The 26,167-nt window shown below is 40.5% G+C and carries 17 protein-coding genes and 1 pseudogene; 13 read left to right on the top strand and 5 right to left on the bottom strand.

Features of this window, described 5'->3' with window-relative positions:
- Window positions 1-142: 142 nt before the first annotated feature.
- From QFZ73_RS09350 to QFZ73_RS09340, 3 genes are read right to left on the bottom strand one after another with little or no spacing between them, the layout of a single operon-like run.
- On the bottom strand, window positions 143-1,357 hold the full coding sequence (locus tag QFZ73_RS09350; RefSeq protein ID WP_307265590.1) for a Ger(x)C family spore germination protein: 1,215 nt from the start codon (window positions 1,355-1,357) through the stop codon (window positions 143-145).
- On the bottom strand, window positions 1,341-2,444 hold the full coding sequence (locus QFZ73_RS09345) for a spore germination protein (protein WP_307265588.1): 1,104 nt from the start codon (window positions 2,442-2,444) through the stop codon (window positions 1,341-1,343). The genes QFZ73_RS09350 and QFZ73_RS09345 overlap by 17 nt, the downstream gene beginning before the upstream one ends.
- A 26-nt stretch (window positions 2,445-2,470) precedes the next feature.
- Window positions 2,471-4,039 carry a spore germination protein gene (locus QFZ73_RS09340; RefSeq protein WP_373458924.1) on the bottom strand — a complete coding sequence of 523 codons (1,569 nt, stop codon included), beginning with the start codon at window positions 4,037-4,039 and terminating at the stop codon, window positions 2,471-2,473.
- A gap of 822 nt (window positions 4,040-4,861) precedes the next feature.
- Here QFZ73_RS09340 and pbp4b point away from each other — a divergent pair.
- On the top strand, window positions 4,862-6,235 hold the full coding sequence (pbp4b, locus tag QFZ73_RS09335) for a penicillin binding protein PBP4B (protein WP_307265584.1): 1,374 nt from the start codon (window positions 4,862-4,864) through the stop codon (window positions 6,233-6,235).
- A gap of 99 nt (window positions 6,236-6,334) precedes the next feature.
- Here the strand turns inward: pbp4b and QFZ73_RS09330 are convergent.
- Window positions 6,335-7,497: pseudogene (locus QFZ73_RS09330) on the bottom strand (ABC transporter ATP-binding protein); the annotation flags it as partial.
- A gap of 226 nt (window positions 7,498-7,723) precedes the next feature.
- Here QFZ73_RS09330 and hutP point away from each other — a divergent pair.
- From hutP to cuyA, 12 genes are all read left to right on the top strand, one after another.
- Window positions 7,724-8,173 carry a histidine utilization transcription antiterminator HutP gene (hutP, locus tag QFZ73_RS09325; protein WP_251435067.1) on the top strand — a complete coding sequence of 150 codons (450 nt, stop codon included), beginning with the start codon at window positions 7,724-7,726 and terminating at the stop codon, window positions 8,171-8,173.
- Window positions 8,174-8,287: 114 nt separating this feature from the next.
- A complete protein-coding gene (hutH, locus tag QFZ73_RS09320; RefSeq protein ID WP_251435064.1) occupies window positions 8,288-9,805 on the top strand; it encodes a histidine ammonia-lyase in 1,518 nt (505 codons plus the stop codon).
- Between the two features lie 352 nt (window positions 9,806-10,157).
- Window positions 10,158-11,555, top strand: a complete 1,398-nt coding sequence (locus tag QFZ73_RS09315) for an amino acid permease (RefSeq protein ID WP_251435184.1) — start codon at window positions 10,158-10,160, stop codon at window positions 11,553-11,555.
- A gap of 1,039 nt (window positions 11,556-12,594) precedes the next feature.
- A complete protein-coding gene (locus QFZ73_RS09310; protein WP_230160371.1) occupies window positions 12,595-13,800 on the top strand; it encodes a quaternary amine ABC transporter ATP-binding protein in 1,206 nt (401 codons plus the stop codon).
- A gap of 4 nt (window positions 13,801-13,804) precedes the next feature.
- Window positions 13,805-15,532 (top strand): glycine betaine ABC transporter substrate-binding protein, encoded by a 1,728-nt coding sequence (locus tag QFZ73_RS09305; RefSeq protein ID WP_251435058.1) that lies wholly within the window; start codon window positions 13,805-13,807, stop codon window positions 15,530-15,532.
- Between the two features lie 720 nt (window positions 15,533-16,252).
- A complete protein-coding gene (locus tag QFZ73_RS09300) occupies window positions 16,253-17,452 on the top strand; it encodes an FAD/NAD(P)-binding oxidoreductase (protein WP_251435182.1) in 1,200 nt (399 codons plus the stop codon).
- A 62-nt stretch (window positions 17,453-17,514) separates the two neighbouring features.
- Window positions 17,515-18,927, top strand: a complete 1,413-nt coding sequence (locus QFZ73_RS09295; protein ID WP_307265578.1) for an MBL fold metallo-hydrolase — start codon at window positions 17,515-17,517, stop codon at window positions 18,925-18,927.
- A 221-nt stretch (window positions 18,928-19,148) separates the two neighbouring features.
- Window positions 19,149-20,324 (top strand): MalY/PatB family protein, encoded by a 1,176-nt coding sequence (locus tag QFZ73_RS09290; protein ID WP_307265576.1) that lies wholly within the window; start codon window positions 19,149-19,151, stop codon window positions 20,322-20,324.
- A gap of 63 nt (window positions 20,325-20,387) precedes the next feature.
- Window positions 20,388-21,833: a sigma-54 interaction domain-containing protein gene (locus QFZ73_RS09285; protein ID WP_307265574.1), complete on the top strand. Its 1,446-nt coding sequence runs from the start codon at window positions 20,388-20,390 to the stop codon at window positions 21,831-21,833.
- 215 nt (window positions 21,834-22,048) lie between these two features.
- Window positions 22,049-23,527: an amino acid permease gene (locus QFZ73_RS09280; protein ID WP_251435046.1), complete on the top strand. Its 1,479-nt coding sequence runs from the start codon at window positions 22,049-22,051 to the stop codon at window positions 23,525-23,527.
- 93 nt (window positions 23,528-23,620) lie between these two features.
- Window positions 23,621-23,998 (top strand): RidA family protein, encoded by a 378-nt coding sequence (locus tag QFZ73_RS09275; RefSeq protein WP_285847335.1) that lies wholly within the window; start codon window positions 23,621-23,623, stop codon window positions 23,996-23,998.
- Between the two features lie 92 nt (window positions 23,999-24,090).
- Window positions 24,091-25,083, top strand: coding sequence for a D-cysteate sulfo-lyase (gene cuyA / locus QFZ73_RS09270; protein WP_307265570.1), 993 nt, complete (start codon window positions 24,091-24,093; stop codon window positions 25,081-25,083).
- Window positions 25,084-25,759: 676 nt separating this feature from the next.
- On the opposite strand, the gene QFZ73_RS09265 is transcribed toward cuyA, so the two are convergent.
- Window positions 25,760-25,942 (bottom strand): hypothetical protein, encoded by a 183-nt coding sequence (locus QFZ73_RS09265; protein ID WP_251435040.1) that lies wholly within the window; start codon window positions 25,940-25,942, stop codon window positions 25,760-25,762.
- Between the last annotated feature and the right edge of the window lie 225 nt (window positions 25,943-26,167).

The raw sequence follows: 26,167 nt of genomic DNA, 5'->3' as shown, positions 1-26,167 counted from the left end.
GTGGGAGGCCTTTTCATGCTATCGTTATTGTATTTTCATGGTCACCGTTTAATAGCTTCCCGTGGTACTTGAAAATGTTTAAGAAAAAGTTTTCATTCCCAACATTTAATGCTAGAAGCTCATATGTGTTTATCCTGAGGGCTCACTTCTTTAATCCTCCTGATGTTCCATAATCGTTAATGGTTAATTTCACATCATAGTTTATAGTAGTTTCACTAAATCTTTGATCCCAATCCTTTTTGACCTTCTTCCATACTTTGGGGTTCTCAATTCTCAATCGATTTCCAAACCCAGCAACGTCCACTTGGTATTCTTTTTGCATTTTTTCTACTACATTTCTCACCAAGCGTTCCACTTCTTTTTCAAAGGATTTTTCTGCTTTTTTTAGAAATTCATTTTTAAAAGTATTTCCCGGAACCACCCAAGTTTCAGACAGTCTTCCCATTGATTCAATGTTTACATCGAAAGAGATGTTGTCTCCTTTAACTCGTGGTATGATCGTGCTTTTCATGGACTCTATCTCATAAACAATCAGCTGACCCGTTTCTTTATCAAAGCTTTTCACTACACCGCCTTTCCCCTTACCTGTTATCCATGTGACGCCCTCCAGTTCCTCCTCATTCAAAGTACCAGTCATTTTGTGTGTCTTTCCATCGATCACGGCAGCTCCCGCAAATTTGACTTCCCCATTCACTGATAGTACATTTTGCATCAGAAAACTAGATTTTGAATGGATCTGGCTCGCTATTTTAATAAGCGACATAGGAGGCAAAATCCTCGTTGTTCGAAAGGTATTTTCTACAATACCAACCAGACGAAACGCTGGAATTTCTCCTGCTGTCTTTGTTTCCAGTGTTTTGCTTGCTCTTTCTTTACTAATGAGCACAAGACAGCTTGGTCTAAAATCATTATCACGAAGATTAAGATCAAGTAATTGTTCCAAACTATACGATTTTGCAAGCTTTTCACTGACAACAATCACTTTCATATGGTAAGCGGATAAAGGTTGTTCGCTTCTCAATGATAATTCACGAGTCATTTGAAGGACGGAATCTCCCGTTTGAGATACATTAATATAAGCTTTTTTTTGTGGTCCGGCTTGTTTCGTTGTTGAACTTGCTACTTGTGGAGTGATAAGTTGATAGGTTGAAGTAATCAGGTCCTTTCTCAAATATCCCCCCACTTGTTCATTTAACTTTTTCTCGTTGGAGGATTGCTTGCCTTTATCGAATGCCAAACCTATACCTAAACTTTGCTCTTCAATTTCATGACTGCTCCAACATCCTGTAAGGGATAAGAACAAAAGAACGAAGAGGGAAACGAAGAGGGGACGTATATTTTTATGTGTTTGTTTCATAGTTTCCTCCCTTAACTCTTGAGATAATAAGCAGGAGGAGCGGTAGTAAACCAAATAAAAACAATGCGGCATTACCGACGTTATCTCCAAGTTTAAATAGGTCATTGATATTTTTCGGAAGCATGGCAATGATGTATAGAATCGGAAGCAAGCCAAACATAAATGGGTGAATGCTCTTTTTCGTAATTTGAGCTAGCCCTAAAGCGGCAGCGAAGTATGTAATGGTAAATGTCGCAAATATTTGCATGATCCATACCGCGAGCAATAAAGATTCAAACCGTTCAAAAATCAAACCGGCGACTTCAAAACTTCGTATAAGATCAAGTGTCGGCCATGTTCTCGTGACCACTCCATCAATAGATAATGCTCCGATAACCATTACGACCGTTATCACGTAAAAAATCAATGGAATGGAAACTCCAACAAGAACCGCTTTTACTGCTTTTTTGGGCTGATTCATAAACGGAATAAGCAGTAACATGATTTCAGCCCCTGTAAAAGCGAGAGCCGTTGTTTTTACTCCTTTAAGTACAGGGATAACTCCTTCTCCTAATACCGGACGAAGATTATCGATCTCAAATATTTTAATGCTCATAAAGGTAACGACCAAAAAAAGGATTACCGTCAAAGGTAATATAATTTCAAAAAGACGGGCAATCGGGTTAATGCCGCCGATGATCAGATAGAGACCCACCCACATAAACATCATAATAATTGCCCAGATAGGCGTACTTTCAAGAAGTAAATACCTTACAACCTCCGCCATTGAACGGAGCTGAAACCCGGAAGTCGTAAGGAAATAACAGATTATAACTAAACTGAGTAACCCACCCACCCATTTTCCTAAAATTTCATTGATGTATTGATAAAAGGTCTTATCGGGAAACTGTTGGCTTAATTTGACCATGATCACCCCTGCGATTATCGCGATAATTCCGCCTATAATAACGCTTATCCATGTATCTGGTGTATGTACCTTCTCCGTGGATGAACGGGGTAGGGTGAGTAATCCTGTACCAAGTATAAAGTTGATGATAATGACAGCTGTTTGAGGAGTCGTGATTTGGTCTTTCGGATTGAGAATCATTCTTTAACCACCCTTTCACCGATAGGTTATCCTTTACGTATGGGGTTTTTTGTATGCATCATCTTTGGACGGCGCTTCATCATCATAAGTGGCATGCGAACCATCAGGTCTTTCCATTCACTTAAGCGATAAGGAACGGCTGGACTCATATAAGGTACACCAAAGCTTTTTAATTTAACTAAATGGCTGGTCATTAAAAGAAAAAAGAGAATGACCCCGTATAATCCAAATGTGGCAGCACAAATCATAGCTGGAAAACGCAGAATCCGTAATGTAATCCCAATACTATAGTGCGGAATGGAAAATGATGAAATAGCAGTTAACGCTACTACAATCACCAAAACAGGGCTAACGATCCCTGCCTGTACAGCAGCTTCCCCAATGATTAAACCGCCGACGATACCCATTGCTGGACCAATTGGCTTTGGTAAGCGCAGTCCTGCTTCCCTCAGAATTTCGATGGATATTTCCATGAATAATGCTTCGATAAGTGCCGGAAACGGAACCCCGGACCTGGTTCCTATAATGGAGATGGCCAGTTTGGTCGGAATCAACCCTGAATGAAATGAGATGAAAGCTATATATATAGACGGTGTAAAAAGAGCCAGAACAACTGTGAGATAACGGAGTAAACGTATGAATGTTCCAGGAATCCATCTTTCATAATAATCTTCTGGTGATTGCAACATCATGCTTAATGTAACTGGAGCCATCAAAGCGAATGGCGTCCCATCCAATAGGATGGCCACCCGGCCTTCCATCAAAGCAGCAATCACGCGATCAGGACGCTCCGTATTCTGTACCTGCGGAAAAGGACTAAGGTAATTATCCTCGATGAGTTGCTCTACATAACCTGATTCCGGAACATTATCAATATCAATTTTCTTAATTCGATTTTCTACCTCTTGAACTAATTCGGGATCAACAATATCTTTAATGTAAGCGACAACTAAGTCTTTTTTTGATTGCTTACCTACTTGGAATTGTACTAACGATAAACTTTCAATTTCACCACTACTCCTTAAAAAAGATGTATTATCAACTAAAGATTCAGTGAAACCGATCCGTGGACCTCTGACTAATGCCTCTGATACCGGCTCTTCAACAGTCCTTGTTTTTAGTTTTGTTGTACCTAGGATTAGGGCATCCACTAATCCATCAATTAAAAGCGCGGTAGAACCTGTTAATACTTTTGATGCTAACTCTTTAATGGAACCAACTTCTTCTACCTCACTAATAGATAACACTTCATTTTTTATGAATTCTTTTGAAATGCTTCCTTTGATGTACGGTAGGTCCTGTTTATATTCTTCTGAAAAGTCAACCATCAATGATGTCATGATATGTTTATCAATGATGTCTTTATCTGATAATCCATCCGCAAAAATGATAATTGACCGAATACCGGTACGCCCTATATTAAATTCTCGAAAATGCACATCCCAATTATGTCCAATTTCTTGCCTGACCATTTCGAGATTCAAATTAAAATTATCTGTAAACTGATCAGTTGAAACTTGGGAGGTATTTGCTTCTTGTTTGTCTTTATTCGTAACTTTTCCCTTTTTGCTGATCTTTGATATCCACTCTTTCATTTTCATCACTCATCCTTTGAGTTGCGAAGCCGATTAAACAATTTGGAGATTAAATACGGAATAAAAAACACAATAAAAGCTTGTATAAAAACCTGCCATTCTGGAAGGTAGGAAACAATCGTTTTCCACATTTTCATCACCCTATATTTGTCTCAGATGCAGCTGAAATTTCTTTATTTCTTAAATAGTATTAATATCTTCTGCGTTTCTTATGCAAGTTAAAAGCAATTAGCCGTATCTGCATCTCTTGATACTTCGTATTGGCTATGTGGAAAAATATAGTTGAGGAGAGAAAGAGGAGAAATTGAAGTAAGGGGCTATCCGAATGACTCATTTATTATAGTGAGATTTAATAAACGGAGTCGTGGACAATTGATATATATATAGTGAAGCATTAGAAAGAATAAAAGAGGGGATTTTTTATCGGTGCTTTTACTGGGTATTTTAATTAACGATGAAATGCTTTTTATTTTTAATAATTGGCTTTTCCTCTTTGAAAAATGGAGAAGACTTATGCTCAAGATTTGAAATGAAATTTCAAAAATATAAATATCAAATTGAAATGATGTTTGAAGTAATATATACTTAAAATTAAGAATTATTGGTAATTATTATCCACTTTTGGTAAATATCCGCATTTATCAACTTTAGATATCCTAATCGCAACCAGGAACGGAAAAGGATACACGATTAGAGCTTTATAGGGTTGTGAAGCCCGGTGAAAAAAGAATGGAATGAATGAGAATATTATCTTTCGGTATGGGTCAAAAGGTAAAGTTGTTCCTTATTTTCTAAAGTGCGATTTCAAAGGGGTGGAAAATGATGAATATATGGACAAGCTGCACACTAAGTTCAATTCTGGCACTTTCCTTACTAGCACCATCCGTGTCTTTTGCTAATGAAAATCCAAATCAGGAAGCCGCTGTGAGTAAGGAAACTGCCAGCCAGTATCCAATATTAAAGAAAGCAAAAAAACCAGAAGAAGTGGGCTTTTCGTCTGAAAAGCTGGAAAAGGTGGATCAGCTTATTGAAATGGAAGTGGCTGCCGGTTTCCCTGGTGCTGCCCTGATTGTCATAAAGGACGGGAAGATCGTTAAAAATGAAAGCTACGGGTACAAACGGAAATATAATGAACATACACCTCTTAAGAAGTTTCAGAAAATGGAAAATGACACGTTATTTGACCTTGCTTCAAACACGAAGATGTATGCAACCAATTTTGCTATTCAGAAATTAGTCAGCGAAGGCAAGCTGAATATCCAGGCAAGAGTCCAGCAATACATACCTGAATTCAAAGACACGGAGGAGGATGTGATCAAAGGAAAGGACAAGCTGAGGATTATTGATGTTCTTCATCATACTGCAGGGTTTAGACCTGATCCGCAATACCATAATCCAAAGGTTTCGAAAGAACTTTATTCCCAGGAACGGGATAAGACCATCGAGTTCATTTCCCAAACACCGCTCACATATGTACCTGGAACACAGAATGTATACAGTGATGTCGATTATATTCTGCTTGGCGCCATTATTGAAGAAATAACGGGTCATCAGCTTGACACCTATGTTGAAAATGAATTGTACAAGCCGCTTGGTTTGAAAAATACAAAGTTCAATCCTCTTCGAAAGGGCTTTAAGCCAAAGGATTTCGCCGCAACTGAATTGCTTGGTAACACCCGGGATGGAGTAATAGATTTCCCTAACATTCGCACATACACACTTCTAGGGGAAGTACATGATGAAAAAGCCTTTTATTCGATGGGAGGCGTTTCAGGGCATGCAGGTCTTTTCTCCAATACGAAAGATATGGCTGTCCTTCTGCAGGTGATGCTGAATGGAGGGGGATACGGTAAACATACATTGTTTGATCAAGAAACAATCGATGAATTCGTCGCACCTTCCGAAATGAATCCTACATATGGACTTGGGTGGAGACGAAATGGCGATGCTAGCATGGAGTGGATGTTCAGTCCCTATGCGAGCGACAGTGCTTACGGTCATACTGGATGGACTGGGACAGTCACGATCATTGATCCTGAAATAGATTTAGGGATTGTTTTACTTACAAATAAAAAGCACTCTCCGCTCGTTAACCCTGTAGCCAATTCCAATCAGTTTTTCGGAGACCTCTTCAAAACGGGAAGCTATGGAAGTGTTGTAACCGCGATTTATGAAGCATTGGAAACGAATGAATAAATGTATATATCCATAAAGTGAAAGGCCTCCCATTAGTGTCGGGAGGCCTTTTTTCTTGTTATATCAGAATGTCTGGATTTCTTTTAGCCAAGCTTTGATTTATACAGTTTGGGCAAGGATCAGATTTTTATATGCTCCGTCTTGATGGAGCAAATTATCATGGGCACCTTGTTCGATGATTTCCCCATTTTGTACAACGATGATGCGATCGGCATGTTTAATTGTCGCTAATCTGTGTGCAATAACAAGTGTAGTCCGATTAATCGAGAGTCGTTCCAATGCTTTCTGAACTGCTTTTTCGGTCTCGGTGCCAAGAGCGGAAGCGGCTTCATCAAGGATTAATATCGGTGGGTTCTTCAGGAATATACGAGCAATCGAGACACGCTGCTTTTGCCCTCCCGATAATTTCACTCCACGTTCTCCTATCAACGTTTCCAGGCCTTCGGGGCAATTGTTCGATCAAGTCATGCCTCTGTATTGCCGTACATGATGTTATCCCGAATGGTTCCATCAAATAAAAAGACATCTTGTTGTACGATACCGATATGTTTTCTTAATGAAGTCAATTTGTAGTTCCGGATATCATGCTGCCATCACTTTGAATACTGCCTGACTGGATATCGTTGAAGCGGGGAAGCAAACTGCATAATGCTTGTTTTACCACCACCTGAAGCACCTACCAATGCTATCGTGTTACCTGCAGTTACAGAAATGAGATATCTTTTAGTATCGTTCTGTCCTTATCATAGCCAAAAGAAACATTTTCAAAAACTGCATCACCTTTTATATGATCAACTTCGATTGCATCCTTGGCATTATGGATATTTGGAAACATATCAACCAATTCGAGGTACCTTTTAAACCCTGCATAACCCTTGGGCAAGGTTTCCAAAATTGAGCTGGTTTGTTTGATTGGTGCCATGAAGATATTGGATAGCATGATGAAATTCTTCATAAGTCATTTTTCCATGGATGACATACCAAGCCCCGCAGACTAACACGGTTAAGGCAACTAATTTCATGAGAATGAAGTTCATGGACGTACTCCACGCCATAATTTTATTAGTAAGGAGCTTTGTTAGGCGAAATTCTGAGTTGCTGCGATCGAATGGCTGAATTTCATGAGCTTCTTTAGTAAAGGATTGAACAACTCGGATGCCGCTAATATTATTTTCGATACGGGCATTATAATTCGCGATATCACCAAACATCATTTTGAAAGCCCTTGTCATTTTACGGCTGAAATAAACGGATAAGACTAAAAAAAAGCCCATTTTCCAGGATGTTTATGAGAATGGGCTTTTTTGCATTATGGGTGATTTTCAAAGGATATAAATGAGAGCCGTATGGTAAAAAGCAGCATTGGGGTGTTATAAATCATCCCCTAAAAGAAATATTTCAAAAAATATGTTGACTGAATAGCTTGTATCCGCTTACAATGATATTTAGTTATTAGTGTATTTAGAAAATTGTAAAAGAGGTACCTGCATGACAAAGGAATTCGACAAAAGAATCGGGCGCCATGCAATCATGTACGCGTTTGCGGACGAAGAGGAAGAAGTCATATTGACGAATGAACTAAAGCGGATGGATTGGCTTTATGGAAAAGGTAAAGTCGGTTCAATGGAGCTGCAGAAAATAGTTGCAGCCATTGAGACATCAGCGAAAAGACTTGGATTAGTCAATCCCGATATGTATCGTGAAATGCATGCGCTGTATCATGCGATCATCGAAGCACTCCAAGGCGTGACTCGCGGCCAAGTCGAGCTTGGCGGTCTTTTGAGGACTGCAGGCCTTAGGTTTGCAATCGTTCGGGGGAGGCCGTTTAAAAGCGGGGACGAAGGTGAATGGATTGCAGTCGCCGTGTATGGAACGATTGGAGCACCGGTTCGGGGATTTGAACATGAAGCCGTTGGCTTGGGAATTAACCACATTTAAATAATTAAAAGCCTATAGTTATTTAGTAAATTAGGGGGCTGTATTGGAAGACTGGATAAGTCTGTCAATATGGCCTCCTTTTGTTTGTTTAAAAAAAGAATAGGGGTGCAGGAAATGATTATGTTAACGGGTCAAACTTTAACGATTGAAGAAGCGAAAAAAGTATTGTATGGGGAGGCATTTGTCACGGCTTCTGCCGAGAGTGTCAAGAAAGTTGAAAAAAGCCGGGAAGCGGTTGAAAATATTGTGAAACAAAAGAAGGTCATCTATGGTATCACAACAGGTTTTGGAAAGTTCAGCGATGTTTTGATTGATGCAGAGGACGCAGAGCAGCTACAGTGGAATTTGATTCATTCTCATGCATGCGGAGTCGGGGAGCCGTTTCCTGAGGTGGTTTCTAGAGCTATGGTTCTTCTCCGTGCCAATGCACTATTAAAAGGGTTTTCCGGCGTCCGTCCTGTTGTCATTGAACGTTTGATCGATCTTTTGAATGCTCATATCCACCCGGTCATCCCTCAGCAAGGTTCTCTTGGGGCAAGTGGGGACTTAGCGCCGCTTTCCCATTTGGCGCTAGTATTGATGGGAGAAGGGGAAGTGTTTTATAAAGGAGAGCGAATGGAGGCCATCGTAGCTTTATCGAAAGAAGGTATTCTTCCAGTTACACTTAAAGCAAAAGAAGGTCTTGCATTAATTAACGGAACACAGGCCATGACGGGGATGGGCCTCGTAAATTACATTGAAGCTGAACAGCTGGCCCATCAAACTGAAGCGATTGCTTCACTGACATTAGAGGGATTACGCGGCATTGAAGATGCCTTTGATCCGGATGTTCATCTAGCACGCGGTTACCGCCAGCAAACAGAGGTCGCGGAACGGATTAGCCGCATGATCAGCGGCAGCCAGCTCATCACCAAGCAAGGAGAACTGCGGGTACAGGATGCTTATTCACTCCGCTGCATCCCGCAAGTGCATGGGGCATCATGGCAAACTCTTGATTATGTAAAAGAAAAATTGGAAATCGAAATGAATGCTGCAACGGATAATCCGCTTATTTTTGACGATGGGGAAAAGGTTATTTCAGGAGGGAACTTCCATGGCCAGCCGATCGCATTTGCGATGGACTTCATGAAAATCGCTGTTGCTGAGCTTGCGAACATTTCAGAGCGCCGCATTGAGCGACTCGTCAATCCTCAGCTAAATGATTTACCGCCATTCTTGAGTCCTTCACCTGGCTTGCAATCGGGAGCGATGATCATGCAATATTGTGCAGCTTCACTCGTCTCTGAGAATAAAACACTCGCACATCCAGCAAGTGTTGATTCCATTCCATCTTCAGCAAACCAGGAAGATCATGTAAGCATGGGAACGATTGGGTCCCGACACGCCCATCAAATCATTCAAAACGTTCGCCGCGTTTTGGCGATTGAGCTCATTTGTGCCTTACAGGCGGTGGAATACCGTGGAATAGAAAAGATGGCTCCGTTTACAAAAGAGTTTTATACAGAAGCAAGAAAGCTCATCCCAAGCATTACGCAAGATCGTATCTTTTCAAAAGATATTGAAGCAACGGCAAGCTGGTTACATCAAATCGATTGGCATTCATTTATTCATAGGAGTTTACCTACCGCATAATAGGAAGTGCGGAATATCCGAACCTTAAAAAACGGTGTTTCTTTTTTCAATAAACGTTAGGCTTATAGCCCTTTGGTTTGGGCTTTTAAGCCTAACATCGTTATGTAAATGCTACATAGATCCCTGAAATCCAAAAAGGTCCAGCATTAGAGAAAATGACCTTGAAATAGTAATAAATGCAGGAAATGACTATTGATGGAATGATCGACTTTACCTATTCGTGCTAGATTAAATATGCATTTTTGGAGGGGAATCTAATTTGGAAAATCGGCAATTGCAACCACCTGTCATAAATGAACAAAACCAGCCGTCAAACACTTTACAAAGAAAGCTAAAAGCACGCCATCTTACGATGATTTCACTGGGCGGTGCAATTGGAACAGGGCTGTTTCTCGGAAGCGGACCGGCCATTCACTCTGCGGGGCCTGGCGGTGCTTTGGTCGCTTACGCCGTAATTGGTATAATGGTTTATTTTATTATGACAAGCCTCGGAGAACTGGCCTCATTTATGCCGGTCAGCGGAGCTTTCAGTACCTATGCATCGCGCTTCATCGACCCGTCATTAGGGTTTGCGCTTGGTTGGAACTATTGGTTCACTTGGGCGATGACTCTTGCCGCGGAACTATCTGCTGCAACGATGGTAATGAAGTTTTGGTTTCCGAACAGTCCGTCATTTTTATGGAGTTCTTTGTTTTTAGTATTGATATTCTTATTGAATTACGTATCTGTTAAAGGGTATGGAGAAGGGGAATATTGGTTTTCCCTCATTAAAGTGGCAACCATCATCATTTTTATCGTTGTCGGAATATTGATGATATTCGGAATCATGAACGGAGAGGCAATTGGTTTTAAAAACTTCACAGTTGGTGACGCTCCGTTTGCCGGTGGTTTTTTGGCAACATTGGGTATTTTCATTGCTGCTGGATTTTCTTTTCAAGGTACAGAAATAGTCGGTGTGGCAGCCGGTGAAAGTGAAGACCCGGCAAAAAATGTACCTCGTGCAGTTCGCAGTATCTTTTGGAGAATCTTCCTTTTTTACATCCTGGCCATACTTGTAATTGGATTGATCGTTCCTTATACGAATGGCAGTCTGCAGGGACACACGATCATGGTCAGCCCGTTTACGATGGTGTTTGAAAAAGTGGGACTGGCATTTGCTGCATCCGTGATGAACGCCATCATTTTGACGGCCGTATTATCCGCTGGTAATTCAAGTCTTTACGTGACAAGCCGAATGTTGTACTCAATGGCAAATGAAGGGTTGGCACCGCGTATTTTTGGGAAGCTTAACAAGCGCGGCGTTCCCATTTGGGGACTGGTTGTCACTTCTCTTGTAGGGATGTTGGCCTTTTTTGCTTCCATTTTTGGTGATGGAGTTATTTATATTTGGCTTATGAATGCGGTTGGAGTCACTGGATTTATATTTTGGCTCGGTATAGCGGCAAGCCATTACAGGTTTAGAAAAGCTTATATTGCTCAAGGGTATTCACTGGACGATCTTCCCTATAAGTCAAAATGGTTTCCTTTCGGACCGATATTTTCCTTTGCTCTTTGTTTTTTCGTTTTGTTGGCGCAAAACTATCAGGCCTTTATTGGCAATGACATTAACTGGGCTAGTGTGTTCGCTGCCTATCTTGGCATCCCATTCTTTCTGGTGATGTGGCTTGGTTATAAGTTCATTAAGAAAACAAAAGTAGTTCCGCTAGAGGAATGCCAAATTGATTTTGATGAACATAGGAATGCCAATTAGTATGTATCGATAATATGCATTAACCTTGAAATGAAATAGTTGTTTCAAGGTTTTTTTCTGTATATGTGACATATTTCCATGTATGTCTCCAGTAAAACATAACCAATAAAAAAAGTATGAAATTCCAATCTTGCCAGATCCGGAACCGCTTAAATTTACCCGTTATTTATGACTGAAAATCGCTTTTCCCTTTTTCTGGATCATTTAGGGTTTAAAAAAAACTGAAAAAAATTTGTGGCGGATGATGGCCGTTTATGATTATAGGAAGCCAAAGTGTTGGTATATCAAGGTTTTTAGAGTCTTCCGGACCCTTTAGAATCGATGGCGTAAATGGGCTTTTTAGGCAAGAATTCCGTCCCACATCATTTGAACTTATATTCATTCTTTGTTAAGGTAATGAAGTACTTTAGGGATACAGGTTCAGTCAGTGTGCTTGGACTGAACAAAGCCCTAAAATAAAAAACCATTATATTTCAGTTGGTATATGCTGTGCCTGTTAGATTCCTCAGTTGTATTGCACCTCTTTTCCCTGCAAAGCTCAAATTAGACACATTGGGAATCCCATAATCATATTTCTATGCGTTTTGGTGTTATACTGCACTGCAAGTATCATTCCACCTGGTTAAGGAAATGAAGTACTTTAGAGGGTAGTCGTAAGTCCACCATCTGGACAAAACTCTAAGTGGAAATCGTTTATAATACAGTTGGTATATGTTGTGCCTGCTAGTTTCCTCAGTTGTGATTGCACCTCTTTTTTCCTACTTGAAATGCTCAATTTATCACACATAATATAATCCAAGTAAAGAATTACTTCTTGGGAATAATAAATATAGATTATTTTTCTATGCACGTTATGCCCTCTGCCACTGAATAAGTGTCACTTCCGCTTTTTTTGAAGAAAAAAGTAATGGGGCAGAATAGCTTTGTTAATTTCGGTTATTTCAAGATACTTGTGCATTAATAATCATCATTCGCATAAAATGGGGGAATTCAGCAAAACTGAATATCATATGGGCAACTATTAGAATGAGGTGACTTGATGAAGCCGTATGTAGAAGTCAGAAATGTCTCGAAAATTTTTGGCAAATCTCCAAAAGCAGCAACAGACTTATTGAAGCAAGGCAAATCGAAAAAAGAAATCTTGAAAGAAACGGGACAAACGGTCGGAGTGAATAATGTTAATTTCGAGATTTATCCCGGCGAGATTTTTGTCATCATGGGCCTATCAGGAAGCGGGAAATCCACTTTGATCCGCATGTTCAATCGTTTGATCGACCCCACATTGGGTGAAATATTAATTGATAATGAAGATATCGTGAAGATGAACGCTGCCAGGTTAAGGGAAGTCAGACAAAAGAAAATAAGCATGGTATTTCAGAACTTTGCTTTATTCCCGCATAAAACGATATTGGAAAACGCTGAATTTGGGCTCGAAATTCAAAAAGTGGATCCAGCAAAACGTCATGAAAATGCGATGAAGGCTCTTGAGGCCGTTGGATTGAAAGGCTACGAAAATCAGCTGCCATCACAGCTTAGCGGTGGTATGCAGCAAAGGGTTGGGTTAGCCCGGGCACTCGCGAGTGATACGGATATCCTATTGATGGATGAAGCCTTCAGCGCCCTTGATCCATTGATTCGTAAGGATATGCAGGATGAACTGATTCAAATCCAAGATCAGTACAAAAAAACGATCATTTTCATTACCCATGATCTTGATGAAGCATTAAGAATCGGGGATAGAATTGCCCTTATGAAAGATGGAAGTGTAATTCAATTAGGAACCCCTGAACAAATCATGATGAATCCAGCCAATGAATTCGTCGAGAAGTTTGTGGAAGATGTTGATCTATCAAAAGTATTGACAGCATCTCATGTGATGATACGCCCAGAGAAGATCGCGGTGGACAGAGGTCCTAGGGTTGCCTTGGAAATCATGCGCAAACAAGGGTATTCCAGCATTTTTGTTGTGGATAGAAAGCAGAAGTTATTGGGGGCCGTGACAGCTGAACAGGCTCGTCAGGCAATGAGCAATAACCAATCGATCTCTGAAGTGATGTCAACCGATATCCCAACTGTAAAAGAGGATGAATTACTTGGAAACCTCATGGATGTGATGGCGACTTCAAGCTTGCCAATCTCGGTCATCGATGATCAGAAAAGAATTAAAGGGATTCTGCTTCGCGGTGCCGTTATCGGTGCTTTGGCAGGAAATAAAGATTCCTTGAATGAAATGGAGAGTGAATAATTCAATGAATATGCCGAAAATCCCACTAGGAGCTTGGGTTGATTCTTTAGTGGATTGGATAACTATTGTATTTGCTGGATTATTTACACTTATTACGAATGTGATCGAGGGACTACTGGATATCCTGGTCGATGTAATGAGTGCTGGACCTGCCATCTTGTTAATTATAGTCCTAACCCTTCTGGTTACCTATACAAGCAGATGGCCCTTAGGGATATTTACATTCATCAGCTTACTATTGATCGAAAATCTTGGTTATTGGGAATCAAGCATCCAAACACTGGCAATCGTTATATTGTCAGGAGTCTTAACGATAGTGATCGGGATACCGATCGGAATATGGTGTGCCCAAAATAACACGGTGCGTAAGATCGTAACCCCGATCTTGGACTTCATGCAAACAATGCCTGCATTCGTTTATTTGATTCCTTCGATCTTATTCTTTGGAATAGGGGTAGTGCCGGGGATCATTGCGTCATTCATTTTCGCAATCGCACCGACAATCCGTATGACCAATCTTGGGATTCAAGAAGTGCCTAATGATCTGATCGAAGCATCGGATGCTTTCGGTTCAACAAGCAGCCAAAAGTTATTCAAGGTACAAATACCATTGGCTACTCCGACGATTATGGCAGGAGTCAACCAAAGCATCATGCTGGCACTATCCATGGTTGTTACAGCCTCATTGGTTGGAGCACCCGGACTTGGGGCGGATGTCTACAGGGCTGTCAGCCAAATTAATGTGGGACAAGGATTTGAAGCAGGATTATCCATCGTAATCATTGCAATCATACTCGATCGTATCACGCAAAACCTTCGTAAACCAGCTTACGAACATATCGTTAGCAGGAAAATCATTTTTACAATACTGGCCTTACTAGTTGTGGGTACTGCACTATTCAGTGCTTTTACAAAAGATACGGCTGTGAACGGGGATAAAAATAGTTTTGCTGCCAAAGCCAATTATGAAATCATCGGAATTGAACCCGGAGCAGGATTGATGAAGTTGACTAAAACGGCTATAGATGATTATAAGCTGGATGATTGGAAGTTGGTTGAAGGGTCTTCGGCGGCAATGGTTGCTGAATTGAAAAAAGCGATTGATAAAAAAGAACCAATCGTCGTTACAGGATGGTCACCGCATTGGATGTTCTCGAAATATGACTTGAAATATCTCGAAGATCCGAATGAATCCTTTGGCGGGGCTGAAAATATCAATTCGATTGCCAGAAAAGGCCTCGAGCAAGACGCTCCCGGCGCTTATAAAATTCTTGATCAATTCTTCTGGGATACTAAAGATATGGAAGATGTAATGGTCAAAGTTACTGAAGGTATGTCTCCTTCAGAAGCAGCAGAAAAATGGATAAAGGAAAATCAGGACAAAGTATCCGAATGGACCAAAGGTGCTGAATCAGGAAATGGTGAAAAGATCAAACTGGTTTATGTTGCATGGGATACTGAAATTGCCAGCACAAATGTGATTGGCAAGGTTCTGGAGCAAAATGGTTATGACGTAACATTAAGTCAAGTTGAAGTCGGACCAATGTTTGCCGGCATTGCAAACGGAAGTGCGGATGCAATGGTGGCTGCATGGCTCCCGGGAACACATCTTGAATACTACAATAAGTATAAAGCTGAAATGGTTGACCTTGGACCAAACTTAAAAGGAACAAAGAATGGTCTGGTCGTACCGGATTACGTTGATATTGATTCAATTGAAGACTTAAAATAAGGAAAAAGAGGGAATTTGGCATTATCCCCTACAAGTGGACTGAGAAAAAGGAGAGCATGAAAAAATGTTCTTAACAGTTTATCTGGTAGGGGATTTTTCTGTGGAAAAAAGGGGCAAACCTATCAAGCATAAACAGAAGATATAAGCGGGAAGTCTATCGTTTGAAGTTGGAGGGTGATTGGTCATATCGTCAGTAGCGTGAGCGATTTGGTTAGAAAAACCAGCTCTCTTATAGGCTTGGCCTTGGATAAAAGTTAAGGACGACAGTATCCGTCCAGTTTTAACATTGTATAATACCAGTTACGTTAAATCGCCTTAATAAAATTGAGGCGATTTTTTTTTTTTTATCAGAAGTAACATATTGTTTATTCTATTTCAGTTAAACGACGCCTTAATAAAATTCTTGTTAACCGATATGTTAAAGAATCATTTTATACAAGTAGATTTTATTACAGATGCAAAAATAGTTCCTATTCCTAAGAAGGCTTCAGGCTTGATGAAAAAGTCTTTTTAATAGAATGGTGGCAAAATTGAGAATTTTATAAAGTGTAGGGTGTGTAAACCAAGCCGTTTTACAGGAGAAATAAGTTGGCATGGTTTTTGCTGTATAAAATGGTGAGTAAAAATTGGTAGTCATTTACATCCTAATCATTCATGCTGAAGCATTTAGATAGGTGAGCTACTTTAAAAAATGGAAATGAGGTGCTTAGAATGGCAAAGATGAAGAATGAAACACATTACAAGATTTTGATTGTAGGAGGTGGCAGTGCCGGAATTACGGTCGCGGCTCGTCTCTTGCGGGAATCACGCACTCTGAGCGGAAACATTGCCATCATTGAACCTGCGACGAAACATTATTATCAGCCATTATGGACGCTTGTAGGAGCTGGCGAAGCTGACAAAATTGTGACACAAAGGGAGGAAGCATCCGTTATTCCGAACGGAGCCGTTTGGGTACAGGATGCGGTTACCACATTTCAGCCAGATGAAAACGTTGTTGTAACAGCATCTGGAAAGAAATTGCACTACGAATATCTAGTTGTAGCTGCAGGGATTCAAATTGACTGGCATGAAATCAAAGGTTTAAAAGAGAGTATTGGGAAAAATGGGGTATGTAGTAATTACTCTTATGATTATGTTGATAGCACTTGGGAGGCGATCAGAAACTTCAAGGGGGGGACTTCCATTTTTACCAATCCGAACACGCCGGTAAAATGCGGTGGAGCTCCTCAAAAAATTATGTATTTGGCAGAAGACTATTTCAGAAAATCAGGAGTTCGCCAGCAATCCGAGGTTATTTTTGTTTCAGGGAACCCATCCATATTCAATGTGAAAAAATATGAACAGGCACTAAATAAAATAATTGAACGAAAAGAAATCACGACATGTTTTATGCATCATCTCATTGAAATTGATGGTGACAAGAAACGAGCGACATTTGAAAACCTTAACACAAAAGAGCGCGTGAATATGCAATATGACATGATACATGTGGTACCGCCGATGAGCGCTCCTGATTTTATAAAGAATAGTGCGCTCGCGACAAGTAATGGGTGGCTGAATGTGGATAAATATACGCTGCAGCATCAACACTTTGACAACGTATTTGGCATAGGGGATTGCACAAACCTGCCTACGTCGAAAACGGGGGCTGCGATTCGCAAACAAGCACCCGTTCTTGTGCAAAATTTGCTTCATCGGATGCGTGCCAAACTTATGGTTCATAAATATGACGGCTATACATCATGCCCGCTTGTTACCGGATATGGGCGGCTTATACTGGCTGAATTCAATTATGATTTACAGCCGCAAGAAACCTTTCCTATCGATCAATCCCGTGAGAGGTTCAGTATGTATGTATTGAAGAAAAACTTGCTTCCCGTTATGTATTGGAACGGGATGCTTAAAGGTATGATGTAATAACATTTCTGATAGACATAACAAAACAAAAGTAAGCAAGGCCCTTAAAAGGAGGATGATTTATGCTACTCAAGTATTTTTATGATGAGAAACTGGCTCAAGCTTCATATCTTGTGGGATGTCAGGCTACTGGCGAAGCGATCATTATTGATCCGTCACGTAATATTGAACCTTACATAAAAACGGCAAGAGCACATGGTATGAAGATCGTGGGTGTAACGGAAACGCACATCCATGCCGATTTTTTGTCTGGTTCACAGGAGCTGGCTTCAAGGCTTGATACCACATTGTATTTGTCTGATGAAGGAGGGCCGGACTGGAAATATGAGTACGCAACTGCGTATGAACACCGCTTTCTGAAAAATGGAGATGCATTTGCCATTGGAAATATCAATTTTGAGGTGGTACATACGCCGGGACACACACCCGAACATATATCACTGCTTACAACAGATGGGGGTGCATCTACCAAGGATCCACTCGGCATATTTACCGGGGATTTTGTATTTGTCGGTGATGTGGGGCGTCCCGACTTATTGGAAAAAGCTGCAGGGGTGCATGGGTCTTCGGAAAAAATGGCACGCATGATGTATCGGTCTTTACAGCAGTTTAAAAATCTTCCTGACTATCTGCAAGTATGGCCAGGGCATGGAGCGGGCAGTGCCTGTGGAAAAGCGCTAGGTGCAATTCCGTCGTCAACTACGGGCTATGAAAAACGGACAAATTGGGCACTGCAATATAATAATGAAAATCGCTTTATGGAAGCGCTACTGGCTGGACAGCCTGAGGCACCCCCTTATTTTTCAAAGATGAAGCGGTTGAATAAAGAGGGAGCGCAACAAATTCGAGGGCTAGCAGCACCACTTCCAATGGAGGATTCAATAGATATTGTGCAGGAATGGACGGAACAGGGAATTGTCTTGGATACGCGTCCAGCCTGTGAATTTGCCACCAAGCATATACGAGGCGTAATTAATATCCCATATAACAAATCATTTGTAACTTGGGCGGGATGGCTCTTGGATTATGACTTGCCTATATATCTTCTAGCAAGCAATGCAGTTGTTGCAGATATTGTAAACGATCTCCAGTCCATTGGATTGGATCGCGTCATTGCAACAATGGATCCATATATCCTTGAGCACGCTGGCGAATCTGATTCACGCGTTATGAAATATGAAGAAGTGACTATGGATAAGATAGATGACGCAATTCAAACAGAAAGCATATATGTGCTCGATGTCCGAAGCATGGGCGAATGGAAGGAAGGCCATATTCCACGGGCTAATCATGTCATGCTTGGTCATTTACAAGAACAAGCACATAAACTTCCACATGATAAACCAATTTTGGTTTATTGCAAAACCGGAGGAAGATCAGCCATCGCTGCAAGCCTTCTACAAGTTCATGGTTTTAAAGAAGTACAAAGCCTTGTAGGCGGTTATGAGGAATGGAGAAAACAGAAGAAGTTTTGACCCACCGCAGATCTTTATCATCCGTGCGAAAAAATTTCCTAATATTGCAAAAGTGCTAATGCTTAGAATGAAATGTTTTTTAAAAAATGACCGTGTTATTAGGGAATTCAAACAAGATATTCTTGAAAATAAGGAGATTTAATAAGGGAAGTGAGTTGGCATGACAATTGCTTATATAAAAGTCAGGATACTCAAGCAAACATGAGAAGGAGAGATACTCGATGAAATATAATTTTGACCAAGAAATTCGTCGACTAGGTACAGCCTGCGAAAAGTGGGATGATCTTGAAAATCATTTTGGCGTAAAGGATGTTATTCCGATGTGGGTGGCCGATATGGATTTTCAGTCTCCACAACCTGTCATCGAAGCATTGAAACAACGTGCGGAGCACGGTGTATATGGCTACATGCTTAGGCCTGACTCGTATATGGAATCCATTGTTGGTTGGCTAAAAAGAAGACATCGATGGTCCGTTGAGAATGAATGGATTACCCACAGCCCAGGTGTGATTCCAGCCCTATCGTTGGCGATTCAGTCCTTCACGCAGACAGGGGACAAAATTATTATCCAACCGCCTGTATACCATCATTTTGCCCGTGTGATCCAAGCGAAAGGCCGTGAAATCGTAAACAACCCGCTTAAGCTTGAAAATGGACGTTATTCCATAGATTTCGATGATCTAGAGGCAAAGATAGATTCAACGGTAAAAATGTTGATTCTGTGTAGTCCTCATAACCCAATCGGAAGGGTATGGAGCAGAGAAGAATTGACGAGATTGGGACAGATTTGCATGAAGCATAACATTCTCGTTGTGGCAGATGAAATTCATTTTGACTTTGTTTATAAGACACATACACACATTCCTTTTGCCTCTATTTCAGAAGAGTTTGCGAATCATTCTCTTACCTGCATTGCGCCAAGCAAAACTTTTAACCTGATGGGTGTACAGACGTCAAGTATCATTATTCCAAACCAGCAGCTGCGTGAAATGTATGATCGAGAACTTAATGCATTATCCATTGGTTCGCCGAACATATTTGGCGTTGTTGCATTAGAGGCTGCATATCGACACGGAGAAGAATGGCTGAATCAGCTCCTTGAATATTTGCAGGGGAATTTGGAGTTCACTCTGAGTTACTTCAGCAAAAACATCCCGCAAATCAAAGTCATTCAGCCTGAAGGCTCATACCTTGTATGGCTTGATTGCCGGGAATTGGGAGTTGAAGAAATGGATCAATTTATGTTGCGCCGAGCAAGGGTTGCAATGAATGAAGGGCACATTTTCGGTATAGAAGGAGAAGGGTTTATGCGACTTAATATCGCTTGCCCGCGTTCGATGTTGAAAAATGCCTTGGGTGGCATAGAAAAAGCTGTTTCCTCTTTGTGCAAAGCGTAGAAGTTTATTTTATAATAAAATTATTTCATTATTTCATATAGCGCTATAGCAGAGGAGGATAATATGGCAGGCTTTATCGGCATACAGCAGTTTATTCAAGATTACGCTGAGAACACAGCAGGGATCCTTGGTCTGGATATAACCGTGCTTGATGAAAAGGGCGTTCGCATTAGCGGAACCGGCTACTATAAAGATCTCATTGGCAAAACTGCTCCGGAAGGCTCCTTTTTCAGAATGATATTGGAAACAGGGGAGCCTGGAGTGGTTTACGATGTGAAAAGGGATGAGTCGCAGTGTAGGAGTTGTAAATTCGTAAATCAATGCAAAGAACTCGCTACCATCGGGTTTCCTATTGTAAAGCAAGACAAACCAGTTGGCGTCATCGGCATGATTGGTTTTTCCCATGAACAAAAGGAGAAAATGATTATAGAGTCAGAGAATCTGATACAGTTTTTACGCAATGTAAGTACATTGTTAGTCAATAAATTAGCAATGCTGGACCCTGGTAAAGAACCGGGTTGCAAAATTCAAGAAGATATCCCGATCCCCCCGAAATCTATTACTTTTGAAAACATTCTTGGTAAAGATTCCGGGCTTCAAGATGTTATTAAAAAAGCAAGACGGATTATAAACAGCCCATCCACAGTCCTGATTAGGGGAGATAGCGGTACGGGGAAGGAATTATTAGCCAAAGCGATTCATTTTGAAAGCAAGCGCCGGATGCATTCATTTGTAGCAGTTAATTGCGCTGCCATACCTGAGAGCTTGTTGGAAAGTGAGTTGTTTGGTTATGAGGGCGGATCATTTACCGGCTCAAGTCGGAATGGGAAAATGGGGAAATTCGAATTAGCGCACAACGGAACCATTTTTCTTGATGAAATTGGAGATATGCCGCTTTTCTTGCAGCCAAAGTTATTACGGGTTTTACAAGAAAGAGAGATTGAAAGAATCGGAGGAAAAAAAGCAATCGAGATTAATGTACGGGTGATTGCAGCCACTCATCAAAACTTGGAGGAAATGGTGCGAAACGGCACTTTTCGCGAGGATTTATATTATCGTCTCAATGTCATCCCTCTCCATACCAAACCCTTGCGAGAGCGACGTGATGATATCACTTTGTATCTTGAACATTTCATGCATAAACATTGTAAGATCATGAAGAGGTACCCATTGAGACTTGACCCCATGCTGGAGCGATGGCTCATACGCTATGATTGGCCGGGGAATATACGGCAGTTGGAAAACGCTGTAGAATATATGGTCAATATGGCCGAATCAGATATTGTGGGCTTCCATGATTTACCTGACTATCTCTTTCAACAGGATCCTCTCTCTTTTGAGTGTAGTGGATTAAGTTTAGAACAAATGATTTCAGAATATGAAAAAGACATAATCCAGAGCTTTTTCCTGGCTGAAAAATATCGAGATGATAAAGAACAAATTGCCCGGGAACTAAAGATTAGCCTGTCTACTCTTTATCGCAAGTTGGAAAAGTATAAATTATGTTAACTTCATCTATTTCACTCAAGAATGCGGGAGAGTGCTTATAGCATTTTCTCGGCTGAATTTGATAGGAGTGAAGACAAAAACAGAGGTAGAGGTATTTTATGAGTTGACCGAAAATTATAAAAGTAGTCCATCAATAAAGAGATTTTTCAAAAGAACAGTAAGATGAGCCTGCATGCCAATTGTATTTGAACTATGAGTAAACAGGGGGATACACTATGGGGAAATTAGAAGCAGAGATAAGGAACACCCTAGAAGAGCGAAATCCAAAAGCATCATTACAAAGGAAGCTTAAATCCAGACATTTAACGATGATGGCTATTGGTGGCGCTATTGGAACTGGATTGTTTGTATCCAGCGGATCGACGATTAGCACTGCGGGGCCGGGAGGAGCGCTTGCTGCATTCATTCTGGTCGGTATCATGGTCTATTTTGTCATGAATAGTTTAGGAGAGCTATCGGCCTTCTTACCGGTCCCGGGGGCCTTTGACATCTATGCCTCAAAGTATATTGATCCTGCGTTAGGCTTTGCGTTAGGTTGGAACTATTGGTATACGACCGCGATTACGGTTCCTGCAGATTTGGTGGCCTCTACTCTTATTATGAAGTATTGGTTTCCAGACGCACCTTCTATCTTGTGGAGCGCATTATTTCTGGGTTTGTTGATACTCTTAAATATTTTATCAGTCAAGGCATATGGGGAAAGTGAATACTGGTTTGCTGGTATTAAGGTCATCTCGATCATCGTGTTTCTCGTTATAGGGGTTGCCATGATTTTTGGAATTATGGGAGGACATGAGGTCGGGTTCAGTAACTTTACCCAAGGGGATGCTCCTTTCCATGGCGGGCTTATATCTATCTTTAGTGTAGTGCTCATCGCCGGCTTTTCGTTCCAGGGAACTGAGGTGATTGCGACGGCTGCCGGTGAAACCGAAAATCCATCAAAAAACGTACCGAAAGCGATTAGGTCAATCTTCTGGCGAATCCTTATTTTCTACGTAATGACGATTTTTATTATCGGTTTGATTATCCCTTATACGGATCCAAACCTGCTTAAATCCGGCGTTGAAAACGTATCTATCAGCCCCTTTACGCTTGTTCTTCAGAAAGCTGGGTTGGCATTTGCCGCTTCTGTAATGAATGCCGTGCTTCTTACATCTGTATTATCAGCAGCAAATTCAGCAATGTATGCTTCTTCACGCATGCTATGGGCTCTAGCAAAAGAAGGAAAGGCACCACGAATCTTTGCACGCCTTAACCGGAAGGGAATTCCCATGTTGGCCCTCTGTACAACAGCAATTATAGGACTAGTCTCTTTTTTGGCTTCCCTTTTTGGAAATGGTTCAGTTTTTATTTGGCTGGTAAACGCTTCAGCCCTTACCGGATTTATCAAATGGTTCGGGATTGCCGCTAGTCATTACCGCTTCCGTAAGGCATATGTAGCCCAAGGTCGAGATCTAAATGAATTGCCGTTTAAAGCCAAATGGTACCCTCTGGGCCCGGTTATCACGCTGTTATTTTTTGTGGTTTTCATTCTTGGACAGACTCTTTTTTTCGGAGATCAAATTGGCTGGGCGGAAATAATGGCCACGTACATTGGTCTTCCTATTTTCTTGCTTCTCTGGTTTGGTTATAAAATCATTAAGAAAACAAAAATGGTCCCTCTTATGGAGTGTGACTTTGAGCGCAAAGAATAAGGTGGAAGGCTTGTGTAATGTAAGCGTTTTATTCAGAGGGATTTTAAATTCAAGTCCGTTTTACCGGAATTACAAAAAAAAGAGGTGGTTTATATGATAAAAGAAACAATCATAACAAAAGAAGCCCCCAAGGCTATCGGTCCTTATTCACAAGGTATTAAAGTGGGAAATGTAGTTTACACTTCAGGGCAGCTCCCAATTGATCCTGAAACTGGGGAAATGCCTGATAATATTGAGGAGCAAACAAGGGTGTCATTGGAGAATCTTAAGAAGGTTTTAGAAGCGGCGGGATCAAGCTTACAGCAGGTAATAAAAACAACGGTTTTTTTAAGCGATATGAATCACTTTGCCGTGGTGAATCATGTATATGGGGAATTTTTTTCTGATAATTATCCGGCAAGAAGCGCGATTGAAGTTGCTCGTTTACCTAAAGATGCTTTTATTGAAATAGAAGCGGTTGCTATTATTTAATTATATACTTGAAAAGAGAACGTCAGATTGATATTCTCTTTTCTTTAATGTAAATATGACCAGTTTTAAACAGAGAATACGGAGGAGTTTTAATGAATTTAGCACAATTTCCTAGACAGCGATATACACCAACAGATACACCCATTGAGAAATTACATCATTTTTCCGAAGTTCTTGGAGGCCCTTCCATATATCTTAAACGAGATGATTTACTTGGTCTGACGGCTGGGGGAAATAAAACAAGAAAGCTGGAGTTTCTTGTTGCCGATGCATTGGAAAGAGGAGCGGATACGTTAATTACATGCGGAGGTATTCAATCAAATCATTGCCGCTTAACATTAGCAGCTGCAGTTAAAGAGAAAATGAAGTGCATCCTTGTGTTGGAAGAGGGCCTTTCAAATTCTGAACCGGATTTTAACGGTAACTATTTTCTCTATCATTTATTGGGCGCTGAACAAATCAAAGTTGTGCCTAATGGAGCGGACTTAATGCAAGAAATGCAGAGAGTGGCTAAAGAGGTGACAGAGAAAGGACATAGACCTTACATCATTCCGGTTGGGGGATCCAATGTCATTGGCGCAACGGGATATGTTGCTTGCGCCCAGGAGATTTTGGCACAGTCCTTTAATCAAGGAATCGATATGAAGGCTGTTGTTTGTGTAAGCGGCAGCGGAGGAATGCATGCGGGTTTGGTGACCGGGTTTTGTGGAAATCAAAGTGGAATATCGGTAATTGGAATAAACGTAAGCAGAGGAAAAGCTGAACAAGAAGAGAAAGTTTATCAGCTTGTTAAAGAAACTTTAACACACATCGGCATACAAACTTCAATCCCTCGTGAGGCTGTTACGTGTTTGGATGAGTATGTCGGACCGGGTTATGCTTTGCCTACACCTGAAATGGTGGAAGCAGTCAAGCTAATGGCAAGAACAGAAGGGATTCTGCTGGATCCCGTATATACGGGTAAAGCGGCAGCGGGACTCATTGATTTAATCCAAAAAGGCACCTTTAAGCCGGAGGATAACATCCTATTTTTACATTCTGGCGGCGCCTCATCGCTATACGCGAATACTTCTCTCTTTTATTGAAATCTGATTATTATTTGGTGATAGTGTGAATCAAAAAAACAATAAAATAGAAGGCCAAGGTAATATCCGGTTCTGGTTCTAAGATGTATTTAGAATCAATCTCATGCAGCCATATCAAATAATTTATGAATGAACTTCATCTGATTTGGAATAGACTTGGACAATACTTTCTCCTGCTGTGGATAGAATATGATGAAAATTATCCCGTAATTAGACTATTAATAAAGTTTGTTATGTTGCATTCTTCAAAAATGAGCTGGACGAAAATTTCCGGCTCATTAGAATCATAGTTTTTAAGAAAACATTCACCATAATGTATATGTCCTTTCCTTCCACATATTCAGTTTTCAGACGCTGGTTCAAATCCCATCGTCTTTCAAAAGAAAAGCTCCATTTGGCTAAGCAACTTACAGCTTAACCAATGGGGCTTTTTAAAGTATATGTGAGATATCCTTTTTTAAAAATTATATTCAGCTGTTAAAAATATTTAATCGATATACGTTTTTTGGGCATTTTATTAACAAATGGAGATTACATACGGAAAAACAGTTGTTTCTTTCTTTTTATCAAATTCTAAAAGTCTCATCCAATAATTGATAAATTCGTTTATTCAGCCAAAATGAAATTCTCTCTTTATTTAGTTTTAATAGGCCGCTGGGGTTTTAAATACTGAAATTCAATGTATGGAAACGAACTTACTCCTCAATTCCTCTTCCGTTACTTCTATCTTTCCTTTCAAATCTTCAGCAAGTAATACATAACTTTTCACACCAATGAATTCTGAATGTGATATTAAAAAGAATTTGGTTCCCTTCTTATACACAGAAGGATCATCTTCAATTAACTTAAACATTTTCATCCTTTTTCCACCTTGGATATCATGAATTGTACCGCATTTATACAAAACTACCTATGGAGTAGACGTAATGGCATTGAACAAGTTGAAAGGGAAATAAGTCACTACTAAGATACAACTTCTTCTTTCCACTTTTTATATCATTGATATTTATGAGCGGTCAACTATTTTTACTGGCAGATGCAAGAACCAGCCAGCATCGTCATTTGTTTGCAAATTATGAGTATT

The organism is Peribacillus sp. V2I11 (assembly GCF_030817135.1).
Lineage (GTDB): Bacteria > Bacillota > Bacilli > Bacillales > DSM-1321 > Peribacillus > Peribacillus simplex.
The sequence above is the reverse complement of the archived record's forward strand: the minus strand, read 5'-3'. Positions and strand labels throughout refer to the sequence as shown.